This is a genomic window from Cronobacter sp. 153480017-3 (genome assembly GCF_053627815.1).
Genome location: NZ_JBSEYN010000005.1, coordinates 1 through 22,633 on the forward strand (window position 1 = coordinate 1; position 22,633 = coordinate 22,633).

21 protein-coding genes and 1 pseudogene are annotated in these 22,633 nt (G+C 47.1%); 8 read left to right on the forward strand and 14 right to left on the reverse strand.

The genetic code is table 11. From position 1 onward, the window contains the following. The 6 genes from ACUW6V_RS12505 to kwaA form a co-directional block, all read right to left on the reverse strand. A partial coding sequence (locus ACUW6V_RS12505; RefSeq protein ID WP_454038427.1) for a relaxase/mobilization nuclease domain-containing protein occupies window positions 1-917 on the reverse strand: 917 nt, incomplete at its 3' end. Beyond that, window positions 886-1,296: a hypothetical protein gene (locus ACUW6V_RS12510; RefSeq protein ID WP_454038428.1), complete on the reverse strand. Its 411-nt coding sequence runs from the start codon at window positions 1,294-1,296 to the stop codon at window positions 886-888. The genes ACUW6V_RS12510 and ACUW6V_RS12505, both read right to left, overlap by 32 nt. Window positions 1,297-1,439: 143 nt before the next feature. Next, window positions 1,440-2,801: a hypothetical protein gene (locus tag ACUW6V_RS12515; protein ID WP_454038429.1), complete on the reverse strand. Its 1,362-nt coding sequence runs from the start codon at window positions 2,799-2,801 to the stop codon at window positions 1,440-1,442. Window positions 2,802-3,560: 759 nt separating this feature from the next. Continuing rightward, window positions 3,561-6,152 carry an N-6 DNA methylase gene (locus tag ACUW6V_RS12520; RefSeq protein ID WP_069924882.1) on the reverse strand — a complete coding sequence of 864 codons (2,592 nt, stop codon included), beginning with the start codon at window positions 6,150-6,152 and terminating at the stop codon, window positions 3,561-3,563. Between the two features lie 158 nt (window positions 6,153-6,310). Further along, window positions 6,311-7,258, reverse strand: coding sequence for an anti-phage protein KwaB (kwaB, locus tag ACUW6V_RS12525; RefSeq protein WP_088546532.1), 948 nt, complete (start codon window positions 7,256-7,258; stop codon window positions 6,311-6,313). Continuing rightward, window positions 7,255-7,842 carry an anti-phage protein KwaA gene (gene kwaA / locus ACUW6V_RS12530; RefSeq protein ID WP_079987285.1) on the reverse strand — a complete coding sequence of 196 codons (588 nt, stop codon included), beginning with the start codon at window positions 7,840-7,842 and terminating at the stop codon, window positions 7,255-7,257. Before kwaA ends, kwaB begins: the two co-directional genes overlap by 4 nt. 911 nt (window positions 7,843-8,753) lie before the next feature. Here kwaA and ACUW6V_RS12535 point away from each other — a divergent pair. From ACUW6V_RS12535 to ACUW6V_RS12550, 4 genes and pseudogenes are all read left to right on the forward strand, one after another. After that, a complete protein-coding gene (locus tag ACUW6V_RS12535; RefSeq protein WP_012125884.1) occupies window positions 8,754-9,452 on the forward strand; it encodes a hypothetical protein in 699 nt (232 codons plus the stop codon). 2 nt (window positions 9,453-9,454) lie between these two features. Then, window positions 9,455-9,880 (forward strand): VOC family protein, encoded by a 426-nt coding sequence (locus tag ACUW6V_RS12540; protein WP_012125883.1) that lies wholly within the window; start codon window positions 9,455-9,457, stop codon window positions 9,878-9,880. Between the two features lie 346 nt (window positions 9,881-10,226). Beyond that, window positions 10,227-10,478 (forward strand): annotated as a pseudogene (locus ACUW6V_RS12545) (STM2901 family protein); the annotation flags it as partial. Next, the gene (locus ACUW6V_RS12550; RefSeq protein WP_012125882.1) at window positions 10,475-10,801 is read left to right on the forward strand and encodes a DUF1493 family protein; all 327 of its coding nucleotides are present in this window, start codon (window positions 10,475-10,477) and stop codon (window positions 10,799-10,801) included. The pseudogene ACUW6V_RS12545 and the gene ACUW6V_RS12550, both read left to right, overlap by 4 nt. Before the next feature lie 129 nt (window positions 10,802-10,930). On the opposite strand, the gene gldA is transcribed toward ACUW6V_RS12550, so the two are convergent. The 4 genes from gldA to ACUW6V_RS12570 form a co-directional block, all read right to left on the reverse strand. Further along, window positions 10,931-12,034 carry a bifunctional L-1,2-propanediol dehydrogenase/glycerol dehydrogenase gene (gene gldA / locus ACUW6V_RS12555; protein WP_454038430.1) on the reverse strand — a complete coding sequence of 368 codons (1,104 nt, stop codon included), beginning with the start codon at window positions 12,032-12,034 and terminating at the stop codon, window positions 10,931-10,933. 196 nt (window positions 12,035-12,230) lie between these two features. Continuing rightward, complete coding sequence (locus ACUW6V_RS12560) at window positions 12,231-12,482, reverse strand: MarR family transcriptional regulator (protein WP_181035589.1); 252 nt, start codon at window positions 12,480-12,482, stop codon at window positions 12,231-12,233. Between the two features lie 36 nt (window positions 12,483-12,518). Further along, a complete protein-coding gene (locus ACUW6V_RS12565) occupies window positions 12,519-12,776 on the reverse strand; it encodes a hypothetical protein (protein WP_012125880.1) in 258 nt (85 codons plus the stop codon). Further along, entirely contained in the window at window positions 12,770-13,810 is a 1,041-nt protein-coding gene (locus tag ACUW6V_RS12570) for a hypothetical protein (RefSeq protein ID WP_097569711.1), read from the reverse strand. Before ACUW6V_RS12570 ends, ACUW6V_RS12565 begins: the two co-directional genes overlap by 7 nt. Before the next feature lie 619 nt (window positions 13,811-14,429). Here ACUW6V_RS12570 and ACUW6V_RS12575 point away from each other — a divergent pair. Further along, on the forward strand, window positions 14,430-14,924 hold the full coding sequence (locus ACUW6V_RS12575; RefSeq protein ID WP_004387110.1) for a DUF2569 domain-containing protein: 495 nt from the start codon (window positions 14,430-14,432) through the stop codon (window positions 14,922-14,924). A gap of 7 nt (window positions 14,925-14,931) precedes the next feature. Here the strand turns inward: ACUW6V_RS12575 and ACUW6V_RS12580 are convergent, their stop codons facing one another. Together ACUW6V_RS12580 and ACUW6V_RS12585 are read right to left on the reverse strand one after the other, a co-directional pair. Next, the gene (locus tag ACUW6V_RS12580) at window positions 14,932-16,197 is read right to left on the reverse strand and encodes a DUF445 domain-containing protein (protein WP_088276981.1); all 1,266 of its coding nucleotides are present in this window, start codon (window positions 16,195-16,197) and stop codon (window positions 14,932-14,934) included. 53 nt (window positions 16,198-16,250) lie between these two features. Continuing rightward, entirely contained in the window at window positions 16,251-17,669 is a 1,419-nt protein-coding gene (locus ACUW6V_RS12585) for an aminotransferase-like domain-containing protein (RefSeq protein WP_454038431.1), read from the reverse strand. 176 nt (window positions 17,670-17,845) lie between these two features. Here ACUW6V_RS12585 and ACUW6V_RS12590 point away from each other — a divergent pair, with 176 nt between their 5' ends. Then, complete coding sequence (locus ACUW6V_RS12590) at window positions 17,846-18,010, forward strand: DUF1127 domain-containing protein (RefSeq protein ID WP_004387107.1); 165 nt, start codon at window positions 17,846-17,848, stop codon at window positions 18,008-18,010. A gap of 34 nt (window positions 18,011-18,044) precedes the next feature. On the opposite strand, the gene symE is transcribed toward ACUW6V_RS12590, so the two are convergent. Both symE and ACUW6V_RS12600 read right to left on the reverse strand, forming a co-directional pair. Continuing rightward, window positions 18,045-18,401, reverse strand: coding sequence for an endoribonuclease SymE (gene symE / locus ACUW6V_RS12595; protein WP_063265504.1), 357 nt, complete (start codon window positions 18,399-18,401; stop codon window positions 18,045-18,047). Window positions 18,402-18,538: 137 nt separating this feature from the next. Next, window positions 18,539-19,648 (reverse strand): ABC transporter ATP-binding protein, encoded by a 1,110-nt coding sequence (locus ACUW6V_RS12600; protein WP_105588999.1) that lies wholly within the window; start codon window positions 19,646-19,648, stop codon window positions 18,539-18,541. Window positions 19,649-20,007: 359 nt separating this feature from the next. Here ACUW6V_RS12600 and ACUW6V_RS12605 point away from each other — a divergent pair, with 359 nt between their 5' ends. Together ACUW6V_RS12605 and ACUW6V_RS12610 are read left to right on the forward strand one after the other, a co-directional pair. Further along, window positions 20,008-21,231, forward strand: a complete 1,224-nt coding sequence (locus tag ACUW6V_RS12605; RefSeq protein WP_454038432.1) for an extracellular solute-binding protein — start codon at window positions 20,008-20,010, stop codon at window positions 21,229-21,231. A 109-nt stretch (window positions 21,232-21,340) separates the two neighbouring features. Next, on the forward strand, window positions 21,341-22,624 hold the full coding sequence (locus tag ACUW6V_RS12610) for a carbohydrate ABC transporter permease (protein WP_085958945.1): 1,284 nt from the start codon (window positions 21,341-21,343) through the stop codon (window positions 22,622-22,624). The last annotated feature ends 9 nt before the right edge of the window (window positions 22,625-22,633 follow it).

Consider the following 22,633-nt stretch of genomic DNA (forward strand, 5'->3'; position numbering starts at 1 on the left):
GCAGGAGCAGGAGCAGGAGCAGGAGCAGGAGCAGGAGCAGGAGCAGGAGCAGGAGCAGGAGCAGGAGCAGGAGCAGGAGCAGGAGCAGGAGCAGGGATAGCTTCCTTTATAGCCTGCATAGCTTCTAAGTGGTCGGGGTCGTAGTTAAGCCGATTACTGAGATTTGCCCAAGAATAGCTTTTACCCAATTGCGAAGCTTTGAAAGCAATATCGCGGTAAGAAAATGAGAAGCCGTTCATTTTCCCGGTAGAAGCGATATTCGCCGTCCAGCCGACTTCTGCTTCTTCCAGCCTCTTGATAAAAGTTAGAAGGTCAGGCTTATCAGCCAAACTTTTATCAATGATCTGTTGTAGGGCTTCCTTAGGGGAGGGAACACCAGTTCTTTCTGATAGCATCTGTTCATTGCGGGAAACCTTTCTTCGCTTCTGTTGTTTTGGTGTAATGGAAGCTGCTGTCTTGGTCACTGTCAGACCGTGAGCGATTTCGAGTTCACTAATGATCCGTGTACTTATAAGGTTTTCGTTCCTACCCAAGTAGAGGTTCCCACCGGCTATGTCGATTCTGCTGGCGATAATGTGTATATGCTGGCCATCGTCGTCATGAAGCACATAGCAACGGAGATGAGTATCACTGAATCCCATCCTCTTCATGTAGTCGTCAGCTATCCTTGCCCATTGGTCATTCGATAATGATTCACCATCAGGTAAGCGAAGCGAGTTGTGCCAAACTGGTTTTGCGACATCCTGGCGAAGATGCTTGGTGCTATCGAACTCTGCAATCATTTCATGGGCGGTGTCACCCAGCATATTGCCCCCGATTACGACTGGATTGCATTTATGATGTGCTCCCGGTTTCAATGCGTATTGGACCACACCAGCGAAGCTTTTACCCCTTTTGATCTTCTGCATACCCTTCATAGGATTTGCTCCATATGTCAGCATTTAGCAGGTGCTGGCGAAGCTCTTCCAGTTGTCGTTTCACTGCGAAAAGCTCTGTATGAGTAAGCTTGCTGTCTTTGCTCTTACCATCGATATGGATCGCAATTCGATTTAGCTTTTGCGATATGTCAGTTAAAGCTATCCAGGCTTTGGTATTAATAGCTGGTATAACTGGAGGCAATTTTTGAAGGGAAGCCATACGAAGCCACTCTCCTTTTCTCATAGAGCCTCGTTTTGTGTTGAGAAGTTGCAGTTCAGTGTTATTTAATCTGACACTGATACAATGAGTCCGTAAATGACTTTTTAGTTTTACGGTATCTACTATGGAAAATTGAGGAGAGTTGTTTGATGTGGTCATATGTATATCCTTTTACATGCTGTCCATAATGTCATTTAATATTTATATGATTTAATAATAAAGTCAACCCATTGGTTCTATATTCCGACAACTGTATTTGGTTTAGAGAAGCAATGGGTTTTTTATGGTTTAGAAGTATCTGCTTAAGGGTAGCGAGGAGTTGGGTCTTGATTGTTTATTGCGACAGATATATAACTCTCAGGATATAATGTGCCCGTGTATGGATTGAAGTCACTTTTTTCATCAAATAATAGTGAGAATTCTTTCTTGTTATTTTCAGGAGGTATTTTATCTGTTCTGTTAATACCAAGTGGATTAAGAAATTTATCAAATGCTTTCGAATAACTATCTAATATGTCAAAATTAGCCACTTCAAATGATTTTCCTTCGACGAGATTCATTGAACCATTCAATATTTCACATCTGTTTTGACTCACCGCACAATAGACTTTTGCGTGGAAATTATTCTTACTTTTAAGTTCATCAATAAGTACTGATCCTAAGTCGAATTTTTCCATGACATCATAACTAATCATATTGGTTTCTGAAAACGCTCGCTTAAAGGATTTAGATTGACCGTTTCTTACAAATATCTTTGTCTTTTGCGGGTTAACTCTGGAAAGAACATTTAGCCATGTATTTACCAAATCTTTCTTATTTAAAAATTGGTGGCCGACGAAAGGGGATATAATATATACCTCATCATAAAGAAAATCCCACCTTGTCAGTAATTTGTATAGCCAAGTCATAATAGTTGTTTTTGTATGAACACCAAATAATGTTTCCGATAAAGGTTGAGCACCGAAAATATTTAATAAGCCAAACTGATGGTGTTGAAAGTCTGATGTTTCGTGATAATCACTATAAAATATCGCATCATGTTCCTTTCCACATGAGCAGTAAAATGGAAAACGGATTACAATGTATTTTGGAGAACCACCACGACTTGCAAGATCCCAGTTAATATAATTACTATAGTTATTGGATATTGCATTCCATTTTTGATCTTTTAAAAATGTGTATGATATGTTTTCTAAATTACTGTGACAGTCTTCACATATGAATAAAGGATTATCATTAAAATCATAACCCCGGTGCCTGTCAGTCAAAATAGTGTTTGTTTCAACAAAACTTTGAATAGTTTTAATATTTGAGTATTTTTGGGGTTTTTGTTGATTGGTATCACTAAAAAAATAAAAATCTTCCTTGATTCTTTCTGGATTGAAATTTGATAGTTCCGGATTGGTTATTTCCACTTTAAATGTATTATTGCAATTTTCACATTTTCCGATCATTACACCTTTTTCATCAAAGGCAGGTATAATGGTTTGTCTCTCTGGCATCGGGAAATCAGAAGTAAACACCTCATAATATTCTAGAGTATTTGAGCAGTATGGACATTTCCCTCGCGTAGATATAGTCTTTTTAGGATCAGCAATGGAGTGCTTCATCCTTCTTAAGAAGTCTTTATCATCAATTATGATTTTACCATCTTCAAACTTCATGATTTTTCCTACTCTTGTTGATTGTTCAAGACTATTAGTGTTTATACATAAGTATAATGTGTAGAGCTATTCTTTTTCAATCATAGAGCAGAAAAAGCAAGGCAACGGGAGAAGCGGAGCTTCTCTGAGTTAGCTCTTGCTAACAGAGATTTTTAATTTTATTTGGTGATTGACATATAATTAGAATATGTTATTCATCATCCAAAAAGGAGATAATAAATGTATATAAATTTTGAAAAGACAAAAAAGAAAATATTTCTGTGGTGGAAAGGTCTTAGTTTACAGGAACAAGCATTTTTCATTTATCTTGTTCCTTTTATCTATGGCATATGGTTAGTTTACAAAACGTTATGATATTACTTATGTGTAGATAAGTATTGATGGCTTTGTTTACGCTCCTTATCAACTTCTTTCTTTGTGTTGAATATAAATATGCAGATAAATATTAAAAAGCATACTAATAGAAGGTATAAGTATTTCTTAAATTTCATTTGATCTTCAATGTGTGCTTTTCTGTATAGTCGCCAGAAAAATATTGATGCACAGATAAATAGAAGAGACCATAAAAAATAGTGTTCTATAAAGTAGTTAAAGTAATTTGCATATAAACCTGCTTCATTAATTATGTCCATATTGCCATCCTCAACTATGTAAATACCAACTTTATGTCGAAAGCAACTCAATTGCAAGGAAATATTTCATTTACATATCAATAATTTAATCATTTTATATGATAATAGCCATCCTTGGCTCATTTTTTTAAACTAATACGGCATGATGATGTCTTTTAGATACTTTTGGCAATGATATAGCATTATTGCTCTGCCATAACTGGACTGCTGAAGACAGTGTTTGGCGACCATCAAGCAATGAATTCAAATATTCCTTGATTTCTATTCTAAGTTTTTTATCTGTAACTATCGGGACTACGATTTTAGAAAGATCAGTTTCATGGACTTCTGCTAAACCATCTGAGCCTCTGGCTAATGCTCTCATCTGTACTGCATAAGCTTCAGTACATAGAAATGCGACTATGTCAATTAATTTGTCGGACTCACCAGATAAAGGACGTAATCTATAGCAACCATTAGTGACAATTGCATCTTCTAAACGAGAATCGGCCATGAACCATTTAGTTACACTACCCCATACAGAACCTAAATATATATCACCCGGTTCTACGTGATGTTTTGCCCTGGATGGAAGCTCCCATCCTTTCATCTCGGTATACTTATAATCTCCATATCCAATATCTTGTATTTCGATATATTTATAAACCTTCGAATCTTCTTTTTTAATTCTCTCACCTAAGGAGTTAATCCCTTGTGAAATTATTTCTAGTGCATCTGTTAGGTAGAAATGGCTCTCTTGTTTTATAGCATCTACTAAAGATACATATTTTTCACAGTATCGCTTCGGGTCTAAAGTTTTTAAATCATCATCAAGAACATTTTTAATCGAAACAGACCATCCTTCAGCCGAACAGACTTTAGATGTAATTCCTTCAGTAATCCAGTCCATCTCGTCAGCAGGTAAGCTATTTCTGAAGTCAGTCAATATAGATGAAAAATCGCTATCGATAAGTTGTTCACCTGTATCAGGACTGATCAAATAACTACCATCATCTTCATTTCGCTTGAATACTGGAGCGGCTACTTTATTCCCTAAGTCCCAGCCAACTCTTTCTATCATTCCAACATGAAAGAAATACTCTTCCGAATCAGTGCTGCGTTTTAATGGCTCTGTCCTTTTTTCTAAAAAAAGAACACTTGCACTAACATCGGCACCGCTAGTTTTGAATGTAAACCTTGGGAATGAGCAAATAGATGCAATCTTACAGTGTCGCAATAACCATTCACGGAAGAAAACATAGTTTTCTGATCTATTACCTAAATATCCATTAGGGACGATTATGGCTATTCTACCTTTAGGTGAAGTTTGTTTGACACACAGTTCAGCAAATAACAATCCTGTTTCCTGACTTTTTACGATCTTATCTGTTTTTACAATATCACCCTTGCTATCTTTCTCCCAAAGCTTACCTAAATCAAATCTATTAAGAATCTCTGCTCTTTTTTCTACAATTTTTACTCCAAAAGGAGGATTGCAGACCATTATTTTATAAGAATCTAGAGAGTTGTTGACATTCTCAAGTGAGTCTTCTTTTTTTATGTTTGTTTTTCCATCGCCATTTAAAAGCATGTTCAGCACTGCAGCTTGAACCGCATTCATTGAATTATCACTACCCCAAAGGCAATCTGCATAGTTTTTGTCGATACTTCTACCTTTATGGAATGCAGCAACCAAGAAATCAGCACTACCACATGCTGGATCTTTCAGATGCTCACCAAATTGAGGGTTGAGCATGTCAATTATAAAATCGGTAACAGTCGGAGGAGTGAAGTACTGAGCTAAATCCCAACGATAAAGATCTTTTGCAAACTTCATGTAAAAAGTTTGAATTATATCTCTCTTCGAGGACGTTATTTTAATTGGAGCCAGAATTTTGGCGCATTCGCATAGAACATCTGGTCTAATGTTGAATTTTTTAGATATTTTTTTAGGTAAGTGTCTTTCATAATAAGTGACGGCATCATTTAATAATTTATTAAGTTTGTCACTGCCATCTTTGAAAGAGCATCCTAACAGAAAATAGTCTTGAAAGACCATTTCATTATTTTTCTTAGCAGCAGTAAAATGTTCATCATATATTTTTGACAAAAGAAGCTTTAATATTGTTTCATAACGTTCTTCCATATCAATCGCTGACTGATGTAGGATATCTTCTATCAAAGCATAGGTGCCCAATAAAGAATCAGGTAACATCAGGTCCTGTAATGAAAGAGCTTTAACCTCAACTTTTAGTCCAAATTTGGGAAGCAAGGCCAACGGCCCTTCATTAACCGTCCTTTTAGAATTAGAGTAAACATTCCAAAATATTCTTTGCTCAATATTATCCCAATAAAGTGCAATGCATGACTGATTTTTGGCAAAATCTAAAAGAGGCTTAACCTGTGTATCTTTTACATAATCAGCTTTCTTGTTATCTCTTTTAATTTCAGCCAAGACTAGTGAGTGTTCGAGTATGTCGTCGATATTTCCTTTATCGACAAGGGATGCTTTTTTATCCAAGACAATAAAATCACATCGCATACTATTCCTTCCGGAATTCCCGAATTTCTTAACAACACCTTCTATGATGAAATTTTCTTTTGGATATCCTTGTCTGATCAGGTACTTGATTGCCTCAACTCGTCGGAATTCCTCAGATGGTGTTAGTCCATCTTTGCTTTTCCTTGAGGCTTTGAGTACTCCCCTTACCGGGCAGATCAATGTAAATCCAATAGTCATATGTCCTCTAATTTCAATCTAAGATCAGCTATGTTGAAAATGTTGCCTACACAGCAACTTGCTTATCGTTTAACCAAGTATTGTAACTTAAAATGCACTAAATGTTAAGAGGTATTTATAATGAATAAGTAAGTGAATTTACACTCTACTATTCCTTATTATTTTTTTAAAATATCTTTTGCAAGACTATCATACATTAGTTTTGTTAAATCAGATTTTAAATAATCATCACACATTAACTTTATGAAAAATCTCTGAGACTCTTTGGTTTTGATAATTAATTTAGTCTTCAGCTCATTAATCTGTAACAGCGAAGATAATACTTCATGGTTAGCAACATAATTGATAATGTTCGTTGCTTCTATTTTACCTAAAACCGGTGAGTGTTTTGATACCTTTGCAAGTTTTCTGGAAAAAGATAGTTCTTTCGAACTTTTTTCTAAAAAGGATATATCTTCAATTAATAAAGATTCCCGTAAAGAATTTAAAGCAATAGCTGCTTGGGCTTCAATCACTTGATGAAATTTCATTTGGGTTTCAAGTGTCTTGTGATTTTTAATGTAAAAATCCTCATCAATTAAAAAAAGATCATAATTGAAATCCAAACGTAATATTTCATTAGGAAGTTGTTTCAAATAGCCATCAGGGTCTGGGACCAAATTAAAGAGTTTTCTGCTATTTCTTAACACCGCTAGGTTAGTTTTATTTTTATAAAGAGCCAAGCATTTGTTATCTCCGCTTATTAAAATTATAATCCCTTTTACATCTGTGAATTTATTTAAAGGGTTATAATAATCTTGTGAGTTAGGAGGGATAGCGATGGCCTGAGTGATTTTTTTAAATTCTTCAGGATATTGTTCATAATCAAATTTAAACAAGGCATTTTTTCTATCATCAAAATTGGATAATAAGGGTGAGGTGAGATCTTCATTATCTATAATGTCTTCTTTGATTTTATCAATAAACCCTTCAGCTATGCTACTTAACGCACTCCCTTCAATTCTGGAAAGCTTTAGTTCATTAGCAGTAGTAGTAAATACAACTCTAATCCCGCTAAAGTTATCAATTATTTTTGAAATTTTTTCTTTTAACTGCTGAGTCGTCATGCTTTTTTCCTTGCTATAAAAACAAATTCATCAAAGAAACTATAATAAACATTATCGTCCACTTTTAATACATCATTTGAAATAGCTATCAGATTTTTTGTCTCTCCGCTTCCTGGGTGTAGTATATTTACCCTGTACAGTTTAAAGCCAAACAGAGCTAAAGTTGGATTCGCATAGTACTTGTCTGTTTTAATAAAAATAATGCCTATTACTACTACAAGCAAAAGATATGCTATATTCTTTTGCATGTCTTCAAAGCTAAACCCCATAAAAGGTACAATGTATGTTGCTAAGAATGTTAAGCTTTCATAGTTTTCGCTTTGACATGATGTTATTTTAACACTATCTTGTCCATTGTATTTTGTTATATTTTTTAATCTTTTATAAAAATAAATACTAAATAGAAAAAATACAAAGCAAACAATAGGAACAATATTTGTTAATACAAGTTTTTTTAAACCTATGAAGCTACAATCCGAAGTGAAGCAAAAGGGGATTTTGGCAGTCAGGATAATGATAAAAACAAAAAGCATAGCTAAAGATAGGATGTATAGACCTACTTTGTTGTATGTGTTCCTTTGCATAAACACCCCCTATCCGACAAATGTATTATAAATGTTCAACAATTGAACACAACAGTGATTTTACCATTTAATACTGGGTTTATATACAGTTATTTGTGGTGTGTTAACTATATGAAAGGAAATGTATTTTTCATGTGTGATTATTTTTCTTAAGCATTGTGTTAAAATTTTTCCACTACATTAAAATGGTAAACCCAAGCATTCAATCTTATGTTGAAGCATAAATTGTTTAGTCGTAATTTATTACTGTTCGATTATCATCAATCGGGACTGATGGTATCAATGATGGTATCAATGATGGTATCATCGATAATGCGGGTTGCTTTAATTACTAAAGATCATAAGGATAGTTGCTATGTTCGAGTCCGGCCTTCGCACCAAGTCGCTAAATTCCTTACAATACAGCTAGTTAGACAATAAAATCTGTCTCTTTTGCCTGTAAGAAATGCTCTGTTAGGTCCCTTGAAAAAGCCGCTGTGGTTGATAGTGGTAATTGGGATGTTTACTCATAGCGGCGTGTAGTTCCAGGCGTCAAACACTTACTGACTCAACTTGAAAGCTATGACGTAGCCACCGTCTCTAAACAATCCCAAAAACTTTTAGTGAAGCACATTTTAGCCCGATGCCCCCGTTCTGTCGCCGTCGCGAGACGCCGCAGGGGATAAACAGGTTTATGGTGGTCACGGTACTTGCAGACCATATGCAAGCTCTGCCAGCGGTTCGGCCTCGCTCCCCTTGGGTACATGGTCATCCTGATAAGCCTCACTAACTGACATAACCCTGATGAAGTCGCCAGAGGCTCCGCTTGTCTGTACCACCAACGGGGCTTATAAGCGGTATTGTCAGCTGTCTGGACTGGCTTAAAAATAGGCTATAACATTGGCAACAAAATCTACCAAGGAGGTGGAAGGATGAGCACCAGAGCGGAAATACAGGATGGGGTGCAGTTCGACGTTTTGCGTAGGGGTATTGTTTATACTGAGGTGCTTGGCTGGGTTGACATGGGGCATGCTCGTGGTAGTGATATCATGGAGCTTAAAAGCCAGTTCATCGCGGGGGAGCGTAGCGGCAAGCCTTCCTACATAGTGATGTATCGGCAGGATATGCACTTTGTGAAATTCAACTCACAATTCGGAGTAGGCAAATTCTCCCGCTGGGAAATTAAGCGCGGGCGGAGTACCGAAGATATTAACAGAATCATGCTGGCGATGATGATGAGCACAGCAGCTCGATTTGAAGGGTTGCAAAGCTTGCGGGCTTTCTCTTGGTACACCGATAGCGGTTTCAGTGGTGAGGATTTAGTTTCTGACCTGTTCGGATTCCACCGAGCTATCATGCCGGGGCGTTATGGTTATCGCCTTAAACCTGTGAGTTACGATTCCGCTGTTCGCCGTTGGGATCATTACGGTGCTATAGGCTCCCATAAAAACCGTGGTTTCCGTCCGATTCTGTTCCCTGACCCGGATGATCCGTGCGTGCGTCACCAGTCGTACACAGGGAATCTCCCGCATTTTATGACATCGTTGAGGCCGTGGGACGATTTTACATCTGGGATTGTTAAAGTTATTACAGACAATGGGACGTCACTTGGTTACACAGGGGTGAAGTGATAATGCGTAAATTCTTTAAATGGAGCATCCTTGTATTAATTACGGTTGTTATCCTCTGCTGGTTATTTATCTATTTTATTGCCTCTGGTATCAATGAAACGACCACGTACACTGAAAAGGACTTTTTCAATTATCACTCCCTGACTGATAAAGATATTGCGAAGGCTCCGCGCATATCGAAAGATTATTACTTTGAATCACATCCCGGAGATGGATACGCCCCATCAAACACAATCATTTTTAGGGGAGTATCTGACGTCGAGCCGTTGAGAGCTTATTTGACTAAGCTGGGTTATACCAGACAGAAAGGCGGTTCGAGGAAGGCGGAGATATGGACGAAGCCAGAGCAGATGAATAGTGATCTCTTTTACCTACGCTCTAATGTTACCACTGGTGAAGTAGAACTAACCAAGGAATTGAATAATTGAGGGCTACTCGGTCGTTTCCATTGAGCTGACTTCTTCTGCAATCCCTGCCACACTCGGCTCTTAGGAACTTGTGCGCGTGGAGTAATGCGGTGGTACTGGGTATGTGCGCACAACCCTCTACAAGCCGCATTCTACCGTGAGCCTATAGCTGAATCCCCGGCTTGAAAAATTGCATGTTTTATAGTTCGGACTCCCTCAACTGTATAGCTCGCCCGCGCCCCCGTGCGTGCCCGCGCGTCAGGGGGCGCTGAGAAAACCCTAAGATTTTGCTCATCCGAGACAACCGTTGCAGGCGCGTGTTGCCGAGGGCACACTGCTAGTGTTTGATGGTGTCATCAATCGTTCATTTTATGCATCCAGAGCAGCAAGAAAGGTTTTTAAGAAGGCCAGGTTCCCGTTTGGTATAAAATTACCTACATGGTTAGGTGGTTATATACCATGGACAGCGCGTCGGGTAATGGTTCGCAATATCACGCCTTTTATTGGCCGGACTATTTCTTTGCTCGGTATTATTATTTTGTCGGCAGATGTCTCACAAATTATTTTCTGTACGATACGCGATTACAACACTATCGCCAGAGGAGATGACAAAATATGGCAGACAACCTCGAAAAGCAGATTTACAAACTCATTCGGCCTTACGCCGGTACGTATCTCTTCACGGGGAAGGAAGTCCCGTTGACGCCGGAAACGGATTTAGATACCGATCTGCAAATAGACGAGGCTGAAATAGAAGATTTGATGGATGCCTTTTTTACGACATTTAACGTTGATCGCGCCGGGTTTACGATTAAAACCTATTTTCCTGATTCACCTTTCTCATGGAATTTTTTTAAAAAACCGGAACCCATTCCGGTGCCGGATTTTACTATTGGGATGTTGATCGCCTCTGCTAGAGCTGGCCGCTGGTTGTATGATTAAACGAAAAATAGGTTCTTTCTTAAATCAGAAATAATTAATACTGTCTCCTTGTTCTGCACTCCATAAAAATCCCCGCCGCAGCGGGGATTTCCAGGTAAACACATTTCAAAACACAACTACTCGCCGCGCTTACTCCCACTCCTGCAAAAAGCGCTGGCCGTACTGGTCGGCGACCAGCAGCGCGGCATACACCTGCTCCGGCGACCCGCCACCCGGCATATTGTGAATGGTTTCGCCCTCCGCGCACGCCGCCTGCGCCACCAGGCGCATTTTGGTTTGCACATCCTCTTTAATATCAAGCTGCGCGAGCGTGATGGGCAGCCCGATGCTGTGGCAAAGCGCGGCAACCCTTTCTATCTCCTCTGACGGCGCATTTTCCAGCACCAGTTGGGTGAGCGTGCCGAAGGCCACTTTTTCGCCATGATAGTAATGATGCGCGTCCGGAATGGCGGTAAGCCCGTTGTGGATAGCATGGGCTGCCGCCAGGCCGCCGCTCTCAAAGCCCACGCCGCTCAGGTACGTGTTGGCTTCGATAATGCGTTCAAGCGCCGGGGTGACGACGTGCTGTTCGGCGGCCAGCATCGCTTTTTCTCCCTGTTCAAGCAGCGTGTTGTAGCACAGCTCGGCAAGCGCCAGCGCGGCCTGGGTGCATTTGCCGCCCGCCATGGTGGTGGCACCGCTACGCGAGCAGGCGCGCGCTTCAAACCAGGTGGCCAGCGCATCGCCAATGCCGGATGCCAGCAGGCGCGCCGGGGCGCCCGCCACAACCTGTGTGTCGACGATAACGATGTTCGGGTTGTGCGGCAGCATCAGGTAGCGGTCGAACTCACCGCTGTCGGTATAAATCACCGAAAGCGCGCTGCACGGCGCGTCGGTGGAGGCGATGGTCGGCGCGATAGCGACCGGCACCGCCATAAAGTGCGCCAGCGCTTTTGCCGTATCGAGCGTTTTCCCGCCGCCGATGCCCAGCACAGCGGTACAGCTGGCGCTATCGGCGAGCTTACGCAGCCGGTCGATTTCATTTTGCGAACATTCACCGCCGAAGGGCGCGATTTCGACGCTAAGCTCCGCCTGTTTGAAACTCTGGCGCAGCGTCTTTTCTGCAAACCCGAGCACGAATTTATCCCCGACGACCAGCCAGCGTTCGGCCAGCGGTTTTAAATAGTCGCCGATGCGGGAGAGCACGCCCGCGCCCTGAATGTATTTACCGGGTGACTGAATAATGCGATCCATAACATTCCTCCTTCAGAGAGTGAGTTAACCTGCTGTGTTTCCTTGTCTTGCTCAGACTTCTCAGTCTCTGACTCTACCGCCGGGGGAGTGCGCATTTGTTGCGCTATATCTAAAGGAGGCGCAATAGAGACTATACCAGGTCCATTTCACTTCGGCTCTGGACGCTAATAACGTCAGAATGCTGAATTCAGCCTCGTTAATTATCATTGTTTTCCCTTAATAACTGGTGACCTTGTTCTGATACGCGATAACGGAGCTTCGAGGCATTTTCGATATACACAGCCTCAACCATCCCATTATTAACAAGGCTGGCGACAATATTCGCAACATTGCTAAACCCTTCATTGCCACGAATGGCAAGAGTGCGATCCAGCATTATCCACGTCCAGTCGGTATCTTTTTCAGCCATGACTCTCAGGACATTAAGTTCCGTATGGGGTATTTTCATTTCAGTGCGTCCGGATGAAGCAATATGCCATTGCAGTTAAATATTTTGCTTCTGGATTTGTTTAAGAAGCCGTATGCCTTGCGCTGAAATATGGTAGTAATCCATGCCAGCAGGAGTTGAGGGTGTTATGTCGACTAATCCGGCTTCATGTAAATTCCTTACAAGCCTGGCGACATTACCCACGCCCTCCATTTTTCGCAGTGACATTGCGCGATCAAGACTATACCAGGTCCATTTCACATCGTCTCTTGACGCTAAGAGCGTCAGAATGTTGAATTCAGCATTATTTACCATAATGGTGCATCCGGGTGATAAAGGTCATCACCAGTTATTCTGTAATCTTCCAGTGTAGCCGTATGCGTATTATTCCATAAATCATAGGCCTTTGCATCATCGGCTGGTCTTCCTGTTTCCCAACCTAAATTACAATAACGTTGATATTCCCGACACTCATGAGTGTAGTAATTTAGGTCTACTTTTTCTGCTGATAATTCACCGTCAGCAATTTTTCTTAATCTGATCATCATAAAATCGTTACCTGGATCGGGGGCGAATCGGGACAAATGTTTTTCCACAATTTTAATCCCTTCATGAGTGATTTCCACGCCATCCGTTGTCAGATTTTCAATCGGCCCGCCAGCCAGTTCAGGCTCAAATTGTCTGCCTGACGAAACGCCTCTGGCACCAAAATGCTTAAGCTCCTCTAATTCAGGGAATCGCATCCTTCCCAGTGATAATCCGACGGTAACAGACGCCCCTGCAATGAGTAACCCTCTGTTAGCCATGATCTGGTTATAACCGTCTGGAGCCTCGCCGCCGAGATCTTCTGCTGTCTTCCTGAACCCTTCGCTATTACCGTTATAAATACCACCTGCTGCCAAAAGTCGGCCTGCACCTTTGCTGTTGAGCGTTTTTGTGGTCTGGGCATGCTGTACGGGAACCGCGGATGTTATGCCATTTAACTGATGCGATATCAGGTAACTAAGCCGGGATTGCAGCAACAAAGGGAGGTCATGCCGCAGGTTTCCGGAGGCGGTAAGGACGCCGGTAATAGTATTTTCGAGGAGACTTTGTCTCAGCAAAACGACTTTACCGGATTTGATATATTCCAACACATCCCGATACGCCATCCATGGATATTGGTAATGAAACTGGTGACACGAATTCACGAACTGGCTATAGCCTATGGGAAGATCCCAAACCCTGATTAACTGGTTCGGCTTTGCAGTAAAGGCAAGCTCATGTACTGCCGAATCCGGATGCAGGATATGGCAGATATCTTCGTAGCAAAGATTATCGGCAGAAGTTGCCTGATAGCGATGAAGCATAATATCCCTTTTAGCAACACCGTTGAGTTTTAATTAAATAGTTAAAATATGATCGACTTTTTACTATTAATGATCACCCGCATGGGTGAGTGTTGTTTGTTAAATGATAAAGTTCAGTGATAATGGTCTTCTCTGTAACAGGTTCTTAGTGGCTGAAAAATAATACGCCCGGATTGCTCTCATTGAAAATTAAAAGTGTCGACGTAACGGCGATATCGAGTGCTCAAGGTCGGAATTTATCTTTGTAATAGACGCTTCATTAACACGCTTAATTAAAAGAGACTTCATTGATTAATTGATTGATTATATTAAAAATAATATGCTGTGAATTTCAGTCAATGCATGACTATATGCAGTTAATTATTATATCGACTAATTCTTTTTCTGAAATTGATGTTGTCGACTGAAACGTCTGTAAAATGAGTGAGGGCTGGAACAGAGTGTCTACTCAATCCTTTCTCCGATGCTTCTTACTTAAGAATAAAAATAATGGCTGCGTGATGACTGGCTATTAATCGTTCCTCCCATGAATTCCCTTCGCTATAGGCCCTTCTTACGTTATTCTGGGCGTCTGCGGCTGACCATTTTTTAATTTAAGTGAAATTAACAGGGAAAGAAAATGAAGTGCATCCAGTGCAATGAAAACGAGCCGAACAAAGAGTCGGGGTTATGTCACGCTTGCGAAAAAGCGGAAGCCAGTAAAATTAACGGGTTACTGTACTTGCCAGCTGCCGGGCTTATTTTCAGCCTGATCTTTCTGCCGGTGGAGTTTTTTGATCTGATCAGTGCGATAAGCGCGTACTTCAGCCGCTCGGGCATTATTACGTGGTATGCCGCAGGCGCGGTGGTGCTGTTAGTGGCGCTTATTGGCATCACGGCGTATGCGAGCTGGCATTTCTTTCAGCGTAAGCGGCACACGCCCCGCGCGATGGTTATCTACTATCTGGCGGGGGTGGTAAGCGCGCTGTGGTTCGCTGTGCTGCCGGTGAGCCTGTTTGGGGCGAGCTGGGATAACAGCAGCATTCGCAGCGTCCTGTCAGCGTTTATTGGCGTCACGTGCTGGCTCCCGTACTTCTTAAAATCCCGGCGCATCGCGCAGGTGTTTGTACGGTAATAACGGCTCAGAGCAGGCGGGGTATCTGGGACAACAAATACAGCACCAGCCCGATGGTGCCGCCGACCAGCGTGCCGTTGATGCGGATAAACTGTAAGTCTTTGCCGATGTTGAGTTCTATCTGCTGCGACATCTCGCGCGCGTCCCAGCTTTTTACCGTGTCGCTGATGTGGCGCGTCAGGAACGTGGCGAACTCGGGCGCGACGGTAGTCGCGGCCTGTTCGAGATGCTCGTTAAACGAGGCGCGCAGGGCGCTGTCGGCCATCAGCGATTCGCCGAACCACTGCCCAGCATCGGCAATGCGCTGGCGGGTGCGGGAATCCTCCGCCTGCATGTCGTTCTTCAGCCAGCCGCGCACGTCGCCCCACAGCTCCGCCAGGTAGTGGTTAAACGCCTCGTCCTCTTTCAGGTATGCTTTAATGCCGTCGGCGCGCTCGGCCATTTCCGGGTCGCTTTTCAGCTTCTCGATGAAATCCACGGTGATGCGGTCAAAAGCCAGACGCAACTGGTGCGCCTGGTCGTGGCTGATGTCATCGAGCATGGAATTGACGGCGCTGGAGACCAGTTCGGCGCTGTGTTCGCCGAGCCACTCGGTAGGCAGAATTTTCGCTTTACGCGGGTGCTCGGTCTTCAGCCAGTGGACAATCTGGCGGGCGATAAAATCGCGCGTGCTCTGCTTCTGCACCAGGCGAATCAGCTTGCCGATAAGCGCATCCAGCAGCACCTGATGACGGTTGTTTTTGGTCATGCTCTCCAGCATCAGCGCGCTGGTCTGGGTGAGATCGACCTTATCAATCGCCTTGTGTACGGCGCGCTTTAATAACCCCTGAATGCGGCTGTCGTCGGTGAGTTCCAGAAAACCGCTCATCACCTGCACCAGGTTCTGGCCCACGCGCTGCGCGTTGGCAGGCTGGCTGAGCCACTGGCCGAGCAGCTGCGCCGGTTCGTGGCGGCGGATCAGCGCGACCAGCGAGTCGGTATCCAGGAATTTTTCCTGCACAAACTGCCCGAGGTTTTCGCCGATGCGGTCTTTTTTACGGGGAATAATCGCGGTGTGGCGCGAGATAAAAGGAATCGGCACACGGCGAAACAGCGCCACCACGGCGAACCAGTCCGCCAGCGCGCCCACCATCGCGGCTTCCGCGATAGCCTTAACGCCGCTTACCCAGAAACCAGGCGGCAAAAACAGCGTAGTGACAAAAGTGACCGCCGCCGTCAGCAGCAGGCCGAGCGCCAGACGCTTGGCGCGCTTTAATTCAGCTAATTTTTCCATGCGTTAAGCATATAACCCATGCGGCGGTTGCGACAGGGGATAACTCCGGAGTCTCAGCTCTCTTCCATGGCGTGATGCAGCGCTTCGCCAATCTGTTGCAGCGCCTCACGGTAATGCTCGCTGGCAGGCAGCGCGCAGTTGATGCGCAGGCAGTTGCGGTATTTGCCTGAAGCGGAAAAGAGCGAGCCGGGGGCGACACGAATTTTCAGGCGCGTTAACTGGCGTGCCACGCAGACGATATCGACGCTCTCCGGCAGTTCTATCCAGAGCATAAACCCGCCTTTAGGGCGCGTGACGCAGATGCCGCATGGGAAATATTCACGTACCCAACAGGTGTAGGTTTCCATCTGGCGCTGATAGTGCTGGCGCATCCGGCGCAGGTGGCGATGATAGTGGCCGTCGCGGATAAACGCCGCCACCGCGAGCTGCGTGGCAGGCACGTTGGTGCCGCTGGCGGCGTATTTCATCTGCAGCACACGCTCGTGATAACGCCCCGGCGCTATCCAGCCCACCCGCAGGCCGGGGGCGAGCGTTTTCGTGACTGAGCTGCACAGTATGACGCGCCCGTCGATATCCCAGGATTTGATGGTGCGGGGACGCGGGTATTCGGTCGCCAGCTCGCCATAGATATCGTCTTCAAAAATGATGATGTCGTGGCGCTGGGCCAACGCCAGCACCGCGCGCTTGCGGGCATCGGGCATGATAAAGCCGAGCGGGTTATTGCAGTTCGGCACCAGGATCACGCCTTTAATCGGCCACTGCTCCAGCGCCAGCTCAAGCGCTTCGACGCTGATGCCGGTCTGCGAATCGGTCGGGATCTCAATGGCTTTGATATCGAGGCTTCGCAGCAGCTGCATGGTGCCGTAGTAACAGGGCGATTCCACAGCGACGATATCGCCGGGCTTGCAGACGGCCAGCAGAGCGACAGAGAGCGCGTTGTGGCAGCCGCTGGTGATGATAAGTTCGTCAGCGCTGATGTTCGCGCCGCCATCCAGCATCAGGCGGGCTACCTGCTGGCGCAGTTCAGGGCGGCCCGCCAGGTCGTCATAGCTGAATACATCCAGCTGATTGTATTGCACCACACGGCTCATCTCGCGCCAGAGCGGTTTAAGCGTAGGGTGGGTGATATCCGGCGCGCCGCCGCCAAATGTGGTCAGGCTTTTATTGCCGCGCCCGTCGAGGAGCGTCATCACTTCATCCCATTGCGTCACCTCGACCGGGCGCTGCACCGGGCGCGTCATCGCAGGTACCGGCGGCTGCATTTTACGCGGCGCGACAAAATACCCCGAGCGCGGGCGCGGCACGATGAGCTGCTGATTCTCCAGCACCAGATACGCCTGCTGCACGGTGCTGATGCTGACGCCATGCTCCTGGCTCAGGCTGCGTACCGACGGTAGTTTTTCACCGTGGCGATAAAGGCCCTGTTCGATACGCTCCGCCAGCAGGCAGGCGAGGTGCTGATAACGCGTCATGCTGTATGCTCCATTAATACAGTACAGATCACAAAACCGGTACAGATAACGGCACAATACGCCTTTCAGCCGCATCTGTCGCGCTTCTGTATGGTTAACAAATAGATTTTGTGAATCTGTATTGTTACCGGCGATCCCGGCCATCATAAGGCTCAGCCTGATACAGGAGAGCGACGATGGAATTTCACGAGAACCGACCCCGCAGACCATTTATCGGCTTCATACTGATCTGGCGCGCCTGGAAAGCCTGGCGGCTGCGCGCGCAGACCCGAAAAGTGCTCAGCAGAATGAACGAGGCGCAGCTGCGCGACGTCGGGCTGCGACGCGACGATACGTATTAAACGCCGGCGCGGGCGGCGTGTTGCCTGCGCGCATTCACACCCGCTTTTTACGCTTGCCAGCGATCACCTCGATGAACTCCTGCACCTGTTGTTGCTTGCGCACCGACAGCTTGCAGACGCGGCGCAGGGATTTTAGCAGCGGCGGATCTTCCGGCTCCGGCGCGCGCGCCGTAATGACAATACAGCCGGGCATCACCCGCACATCTGCATCGGTGCCGGTAGGGAAACCGGCTTCCTCCAGCCATTTGCCGCGAAGCGTCAGTGCGGCAAGGCTCACGCCGTCATGAAAGCGGCTGGCGTAACTCACGCGGATGCGGCGCGGCTCGGTCAGCGCGGCGGGCGCGGGGAGCGCCTCGGGTAAAACTTCAGGGAGCACGGATAATGTCGACATAGTTCCTCCTTAAACGGGCAGCAAAGCCAGCCTGCAAAATACTGGAATTATATACAGTAATTAGGGGAGGGAACCTTTGTGAAATCCGAAAAGCGGCGAGAAAATCATCGGCCCACTCGGGCCGACGCAGGAGAACATTAGTGCGCGTGCGGGACGTCGGTTTCGGCGCTGATGCGCAGGCCGTCGGCGTCAAACACCATACAGTCGCGCGGGTTAAAGCCCACTTCCACCGCCTGCCACGGGCTGAAATGCACGTCGCCCGGCAGCAGAATTTTCACGTTGTCATGCCCGTAACACTGGCCGAACAGGTAGGTATTATTGCCAAGGCGCTCCACCACTTCACAGTTAAACGTTAACGAGGCTTCCGCCTGCGCGCCGGTGGAGAGATGCTCCGGGCGAATGCCCAGCGTCACCGCATCGCCTTGCTTCAGCGGCGCGGTATGAATGGCAAGCCGCAGCGTTTTGCCCTGCGAGAGCGTGACGTCCAGCGCGCCGTCTTCCCAGCGCGCCACGGTGGCTGGCAGGAAATTCATCTTCGGTGAGCCGATAAACCCGGCCACGAATTTATTGACCGGGTTGTAGTAAAGCGCCATCGGCGAGCCCATCTGCTCCACTTTGCCGTAATTCATCACCACGATTTTATCGGCGAGCGTCATCGCCTCGACCTGATCGTGCGTGACATAGACCATCGTGGTTTTCAGCTCCTGGTGGAGCCTCGCAATATGCAGGCGCATCTCAACGCGCAGTTCGGCGTCAAGGTTCGAGAGCGGCTCGTCGAACATAAACACCTGCGGGTTACGCACAATGGCGCGGCCAATCGCCACGCGCTGGCGCTGGCCGCCGGAGAGCTGTTTGGGTTTGCGGTCCAGCAGGTGCGAGAGTTGCAGCGTCTTCGCCACCATTTCCACCTGATGGCGGATCTGATCTTTCGGCACTTTATTGACCTTCAGCCCGTAGCCCATGTTCTCCGCCACCGTCATGTGCGGGTAGAGCGCGTAGGACTGAAAAACCATCGCCACGCCGCGGTGCGCAGGCGCGACGTCATTCATCACCTCATCGCCAATCAGCACCTCGCCGTCGCTCACCTCTTCAAGGCCCGCGATCATGCGCAGCAGCGTGGACTTTCCGCAGCCGGACGGCCCGACGAACACCGCAAATTCGCCGTCGGCAATATCGAGATTGATATTGTGCAGGGTTTCGGTTTTCCCGAACCGTTTGGTGACATTCCTCAGTCTTATGCTGGACATCAGGGTTCCTCGAAAGTGTAAGCCGTGGTGGCCGCGGGCGTTTCTGACGGGCGCTGAACCTTATTTTGTATTACGTGTAACAATTCAGCGGAGTGATACGCAACGGCTTTAAATCAGTGTCATGACTATAACTTCCCCGGATTTCGCCCCCTATCGCCGGTTTTCATTTCTGTAACGACGATCACACAACGCACAGTTTTTTGTAGAGTTATCAGGGTTGGCAGCGTAGCGTATAACAAAATGGAAACGCGCTGAGTAGGCTTTTGCAGGCTGCGTGGTTACAGCGATTGAGTTTTAAAACAGAAGCGAAGCACTTAATAAAAACAACGTAATTGTTATACCTTCACATGAGGTTGATAATGAAAAAGAACATCCTTACCGCCCTGGTTCTCTCCGCCCTGATGGTCAGCGCTGGCGCCAGCGCGGCGACCCGACAGCTTAACGTGTGGGAAGACATTAAAAAATCCGCCGGAATTAAGGATGCCGTGGCGGCTTTTGAAAAGCAGTACGACGTGAAAGTGAACATGCAGGAGATGCCGTTCGCCCAGCAGCTGGAAAAACTGCGTCTCGACGGCCCGGCGGGGATCGGCCCGGATGTGCTGGTGATCCCAAACGATCAGTTGGGCGGCGCGGTAGTGCAGGGGCTGCTATCGCCGCTGACGCTTGATAAAGCGCAGACCGACGCCTTTACGCCATCTTCCGTCGCGGCGTTCCGCATGGATAACGCCCAGTACGGCGTGCCGAAAGCTGTTGAAACGCTGGTGCTTATCTACAACAAAGATCTGGTGGAAAAGCCGTTCGACAGCCTGCAGGCCTGGTATGACTTCTCCAAAGCGCAGCGCGCGAAAAACCAGTACGGCCTGCTCGCCAAGTTTGACCAGATTTACTACAGCTGGGGCGCTATCGGCCCGATGGGCGGCTACATCTTCGGGAAAAACGACAAAGGCGGCTTTAACCCGCTGGATGTCGGCCTCAACAAGCCCGGCGCGGTGGAAGCCGTCACCTTCCTGAAAAAATTCTATGCCGACGGCGTCTTCCCGGCGGGGATCATCGGCGATAACGGCCTGAACGCCATCGATTCGCTGTTTACCGAGAAAAAAGCGGCGGCGGTGATTAACGGCCCGTGGGCGTTCCAGCCTTACGAAGCCGCAGGCATTAACTACGGCGTGGCGCCGCTGCCGACGCTGCCGGACGGCAAACCGATGAGCTCGTTCCTCGGCGTGAAAGGCTACGTGGTCTCCACCTGGAGCAAAGACAAAGCCCTGGCACAGCAGTTTATCGAGTTCATCAACCAGCCGAAGTATGTGAAAACGCGCTACATCGCGACCCGCGAGATCCCGCCGCTGGTGGCGCTGATGGACGATCCGGTCATTAAAGGCGACCAGAAAGCGAGTGCGGTAGCCGTACAGGCGGCGCGCGCCAGCGCGATGCCGGGCATACCTGAAATGGGCGAAGTGTGGGCACCTGCTAACGCGGCGCTGGAGCTGAGCGTCACCGGCAAGCAGGAGCCGAAAACCGCGCTCGATAACGCGGTGAAACAGATAACCATGCAGATCGAAGCGATGCAGGCCAGTAATCAGTAAGCCGTACCCGGCGGCGTCTGCGGGCGTCGCCGGATGAACCGTTAAAAGCGGGAGGGGCGCCTCCCGTTTTCAGAAGGAGCCGTGTGTGATTATCAGTCCCAGCGAAAAGATGCCCGTTGCCCGAGGGGCGGGCCGACACGCCTGGTGCGCGCTGCTCTGCGCTCTGTTGCCGGGCGTGGGCCAGTTTTATAACCGCCAGTGGCTAAAAGGCGTCACCTTTCTGGTGCTGCTGGCAAGCTTTCTCGGGGTATTTCACGATTTCCTGCGTGTGGGGCTGTGGGGGCTTTATACGCTCGGTGAAGAGGTGCCGCGCGACAACTCCATCTTCCTGCTGGCGGAGGGCATTCTGAGCCTGCTGGTGGTGGGCTTTGGGCTGACGGTCTATTACTTCTCGCTGCGTGACGCGTGGGTGAACGGCAAGCGCCGCGACGAAGGGCTGACGCTTAACAGCGTGCGTAAACAGTATCAGCTGCTGCTCTCGGACGGCTTTCCGTATCTGATGATTGCGCCCGGCTTTATTCTGCTGGTGTTCCTGGTCGTGTTCCCGATCCTCTTTGGTTTCGCCATCGCGTTCACCAACTACAACCTCTACCACACGCCGCCAGCGAAGCTGGTGGACTGGGTGGGGCTTAAGAATTTCGTCAATATTTTCACGCTCTCCATCTGGCGCTCGACATTTTTTGACGTGTTGCAGTGGACTGTGGTCTGGACCCTGCTCGCCACCACGTTCCAGTGCACCGTGGGCGTGCTGCTGGCGATTCTGGTGAACCAGAAAGATCTGCGCTTTAAGCCGCTTATCCGCACCATTTTCATTCTGCCGTGGGCGGTGCCGGGCTTTGTCACCATTCTGGTGTTCGCCGGAATGTTTAACGACAGCTTCGGGGTGATTAACAACGCGATCCTGGCGTTTTTCAACATCGCGCCGAAACCCTGGATGACCGATCCGTTCTGGACCAAAACCGCGCTCATCATGATGCAGACGTGGCTTGGCTTCCCGTTTGTCTTCGCGATGACCACCGGCGTGCTGCAGGCGATCCCGGATGATTTGTATGAGGCCGCGAAAATGGACGGGGCCAGCACCTGGACGCGCCTGCGCACCATTACGCTGCCGCTGGTGCTCTACGCGATTGCGCCCATCATCATCACGCAATACACGTTCAACTTTAACAACTTCAACATCATCTACCTGTTTAACAACGGCGGGCCTGCGGTGGCCGGCTCCAACGCGGGCGGCACTGATATTCTGGTCTCGTGGATCTACAAGCTGACGATGTCTTCGTCCCAGTACGCCATCGCCGCGACGATAACCATCCTGCTCTCCATTTTTGTAGTGGGGCTGGCGCTGTGGCAGTTCCGCGCCACGAAGTCGTTCAAAAATGACGAGACGGCATAAGGAGGCACC

Coding starts and splice junctions, on each gene's coding strand:
- ACUW6V_RS12510 (WP_454038428.1), bottom strand. CDS start 1,296: ATGACCACATCAAACAACTCTCCTCAATTTTCCATAGTAGATACCGTA.
- ACUW6V_RS12515 (WP_454038429.1), bottom strand. CDS start 2,801: ATGAAGTTTGAAGATGGTAAAATCATAATTGATGATAAAGACTTCTTA.
- ACUW6V_RS12520 (WP_069924882.1), bottom strand. CDS start 6,152: ATGACTATTGGATTTACATTGATCTGCCCGGTAAGGGGAGTACTCAAA.
- kwaB (WP_088546532.1), bottom strand. CDS start 7,258: ATGACGACTCAGCAGTTAAAAGAAAAAATTTCAAAAATAATTGATAAC.
- kwaA (WP_079987285.1), bottom strand. CDS start 7,842: ATGCAAAGGAACACATACAACAAAGTAGGTCTATACATCCTATCTTTA.
- ACUW6V_RS12535 (WP_012125884.1), top strand. CDS start 8,754: ATGAGCACCAGAGCGGAAATACAGGATGGGGTGCAGTTCGACGTTTTG.
- ACUW6V_RS12540 (WP_012125883.1), top strand. CDS start 9,455: ATGCGTAAATTCTTTAAATGGAGCATCCTTGTATTAATTACGGTTGTT.
- ACUW6V_RS12550 (WP_012125882.1), top strand. CDS start 10,475: ATGGCAGACAACCTCGAAAAGCAGATTTACAAACTCATTCGGCCTTAC.
- gldA (WP_454038430.1), bottom strand. CDS start 12,034: ATGGATCGCATTATTCAGTCACCCGGTAAATACATTCAGGGCGCGGGC.
- ACUW6V_RS12560 (WP_181035589.1), bottom strand. CDS start 12,482: ATGAAAATACCCCATACGGAACTTAATGTCCTGAGAGTCATGGCTGAA.
- ACUW6V_RS12565 (WP_012125880.1), bottom strand. CDS start 12,776: ATGGTAAATAATGCTGAATTCAACATTCTGACGCTCTTAGCGTCAAGA.
- ACUW6V_RS12570 (WP_097569711.1), bottom strand. CDS start 13,810: ATGCTTCATCGCTATCAGGCAACTTCTGCCGATAATCTTTGCTACGAA.
- ACUW6V_RS12575 (WP_004387110.1), top strand. CDS start 14,430: ATGAAGTGCATCCAGTGCAATGAAAACGAGCCGAACAAAGAGTCGGGG.
- ACUW6V_RS12580 (WP_088276981.1), bottom strand. CDS start 16,197: ATGGAAAAATTAGCTGAATTAAAGCGCGCCAAGCGTCTGGCGCTCGGC.
- ACUW6V_RS12585 (WP_454038431.1), bottom strand. CDS start 17,669: ATGACGCGTTATCAGCACCTCGCCTGCCTGCTGGCGGAGCGTATCGAA.
- ACUW6V_RS12590 (WP_004387107.1), top strand. CDS start 17,846: ATGGAATTTCACGAGAACCGACCCCGCAGACCATTTATCGGCTTCATA.
- symE (WP_063265504.1), bottom strand. CDS start 18,401: ATGTCGACATTATCCGTGCTCCCTGAAGTTTTACCCGAGGCGCTCCCC.
- ACUW6V_RS12600 (WP_105588999.1), bottom strand. CDS start 19,648: ATGTCCAGCATAAGACTGAGGAATGTCACCAAACGGTTCGGGAAAACC.
- ACUW6V_RS12605 (WP_454038432.1), top strand. CDS start 20,008: ATGAAAAAGAACATCCTTACCGCCCTGGTTCTCTCCGCCCTGATGGTC.
- ACUW6V_RS12610 (WP_085958945.1), top strand. CDS start 21,341: ATGCCCGTTGCCCGAGGGGCGGGCCGACACGCCTGGTGCGCGCTGCTC.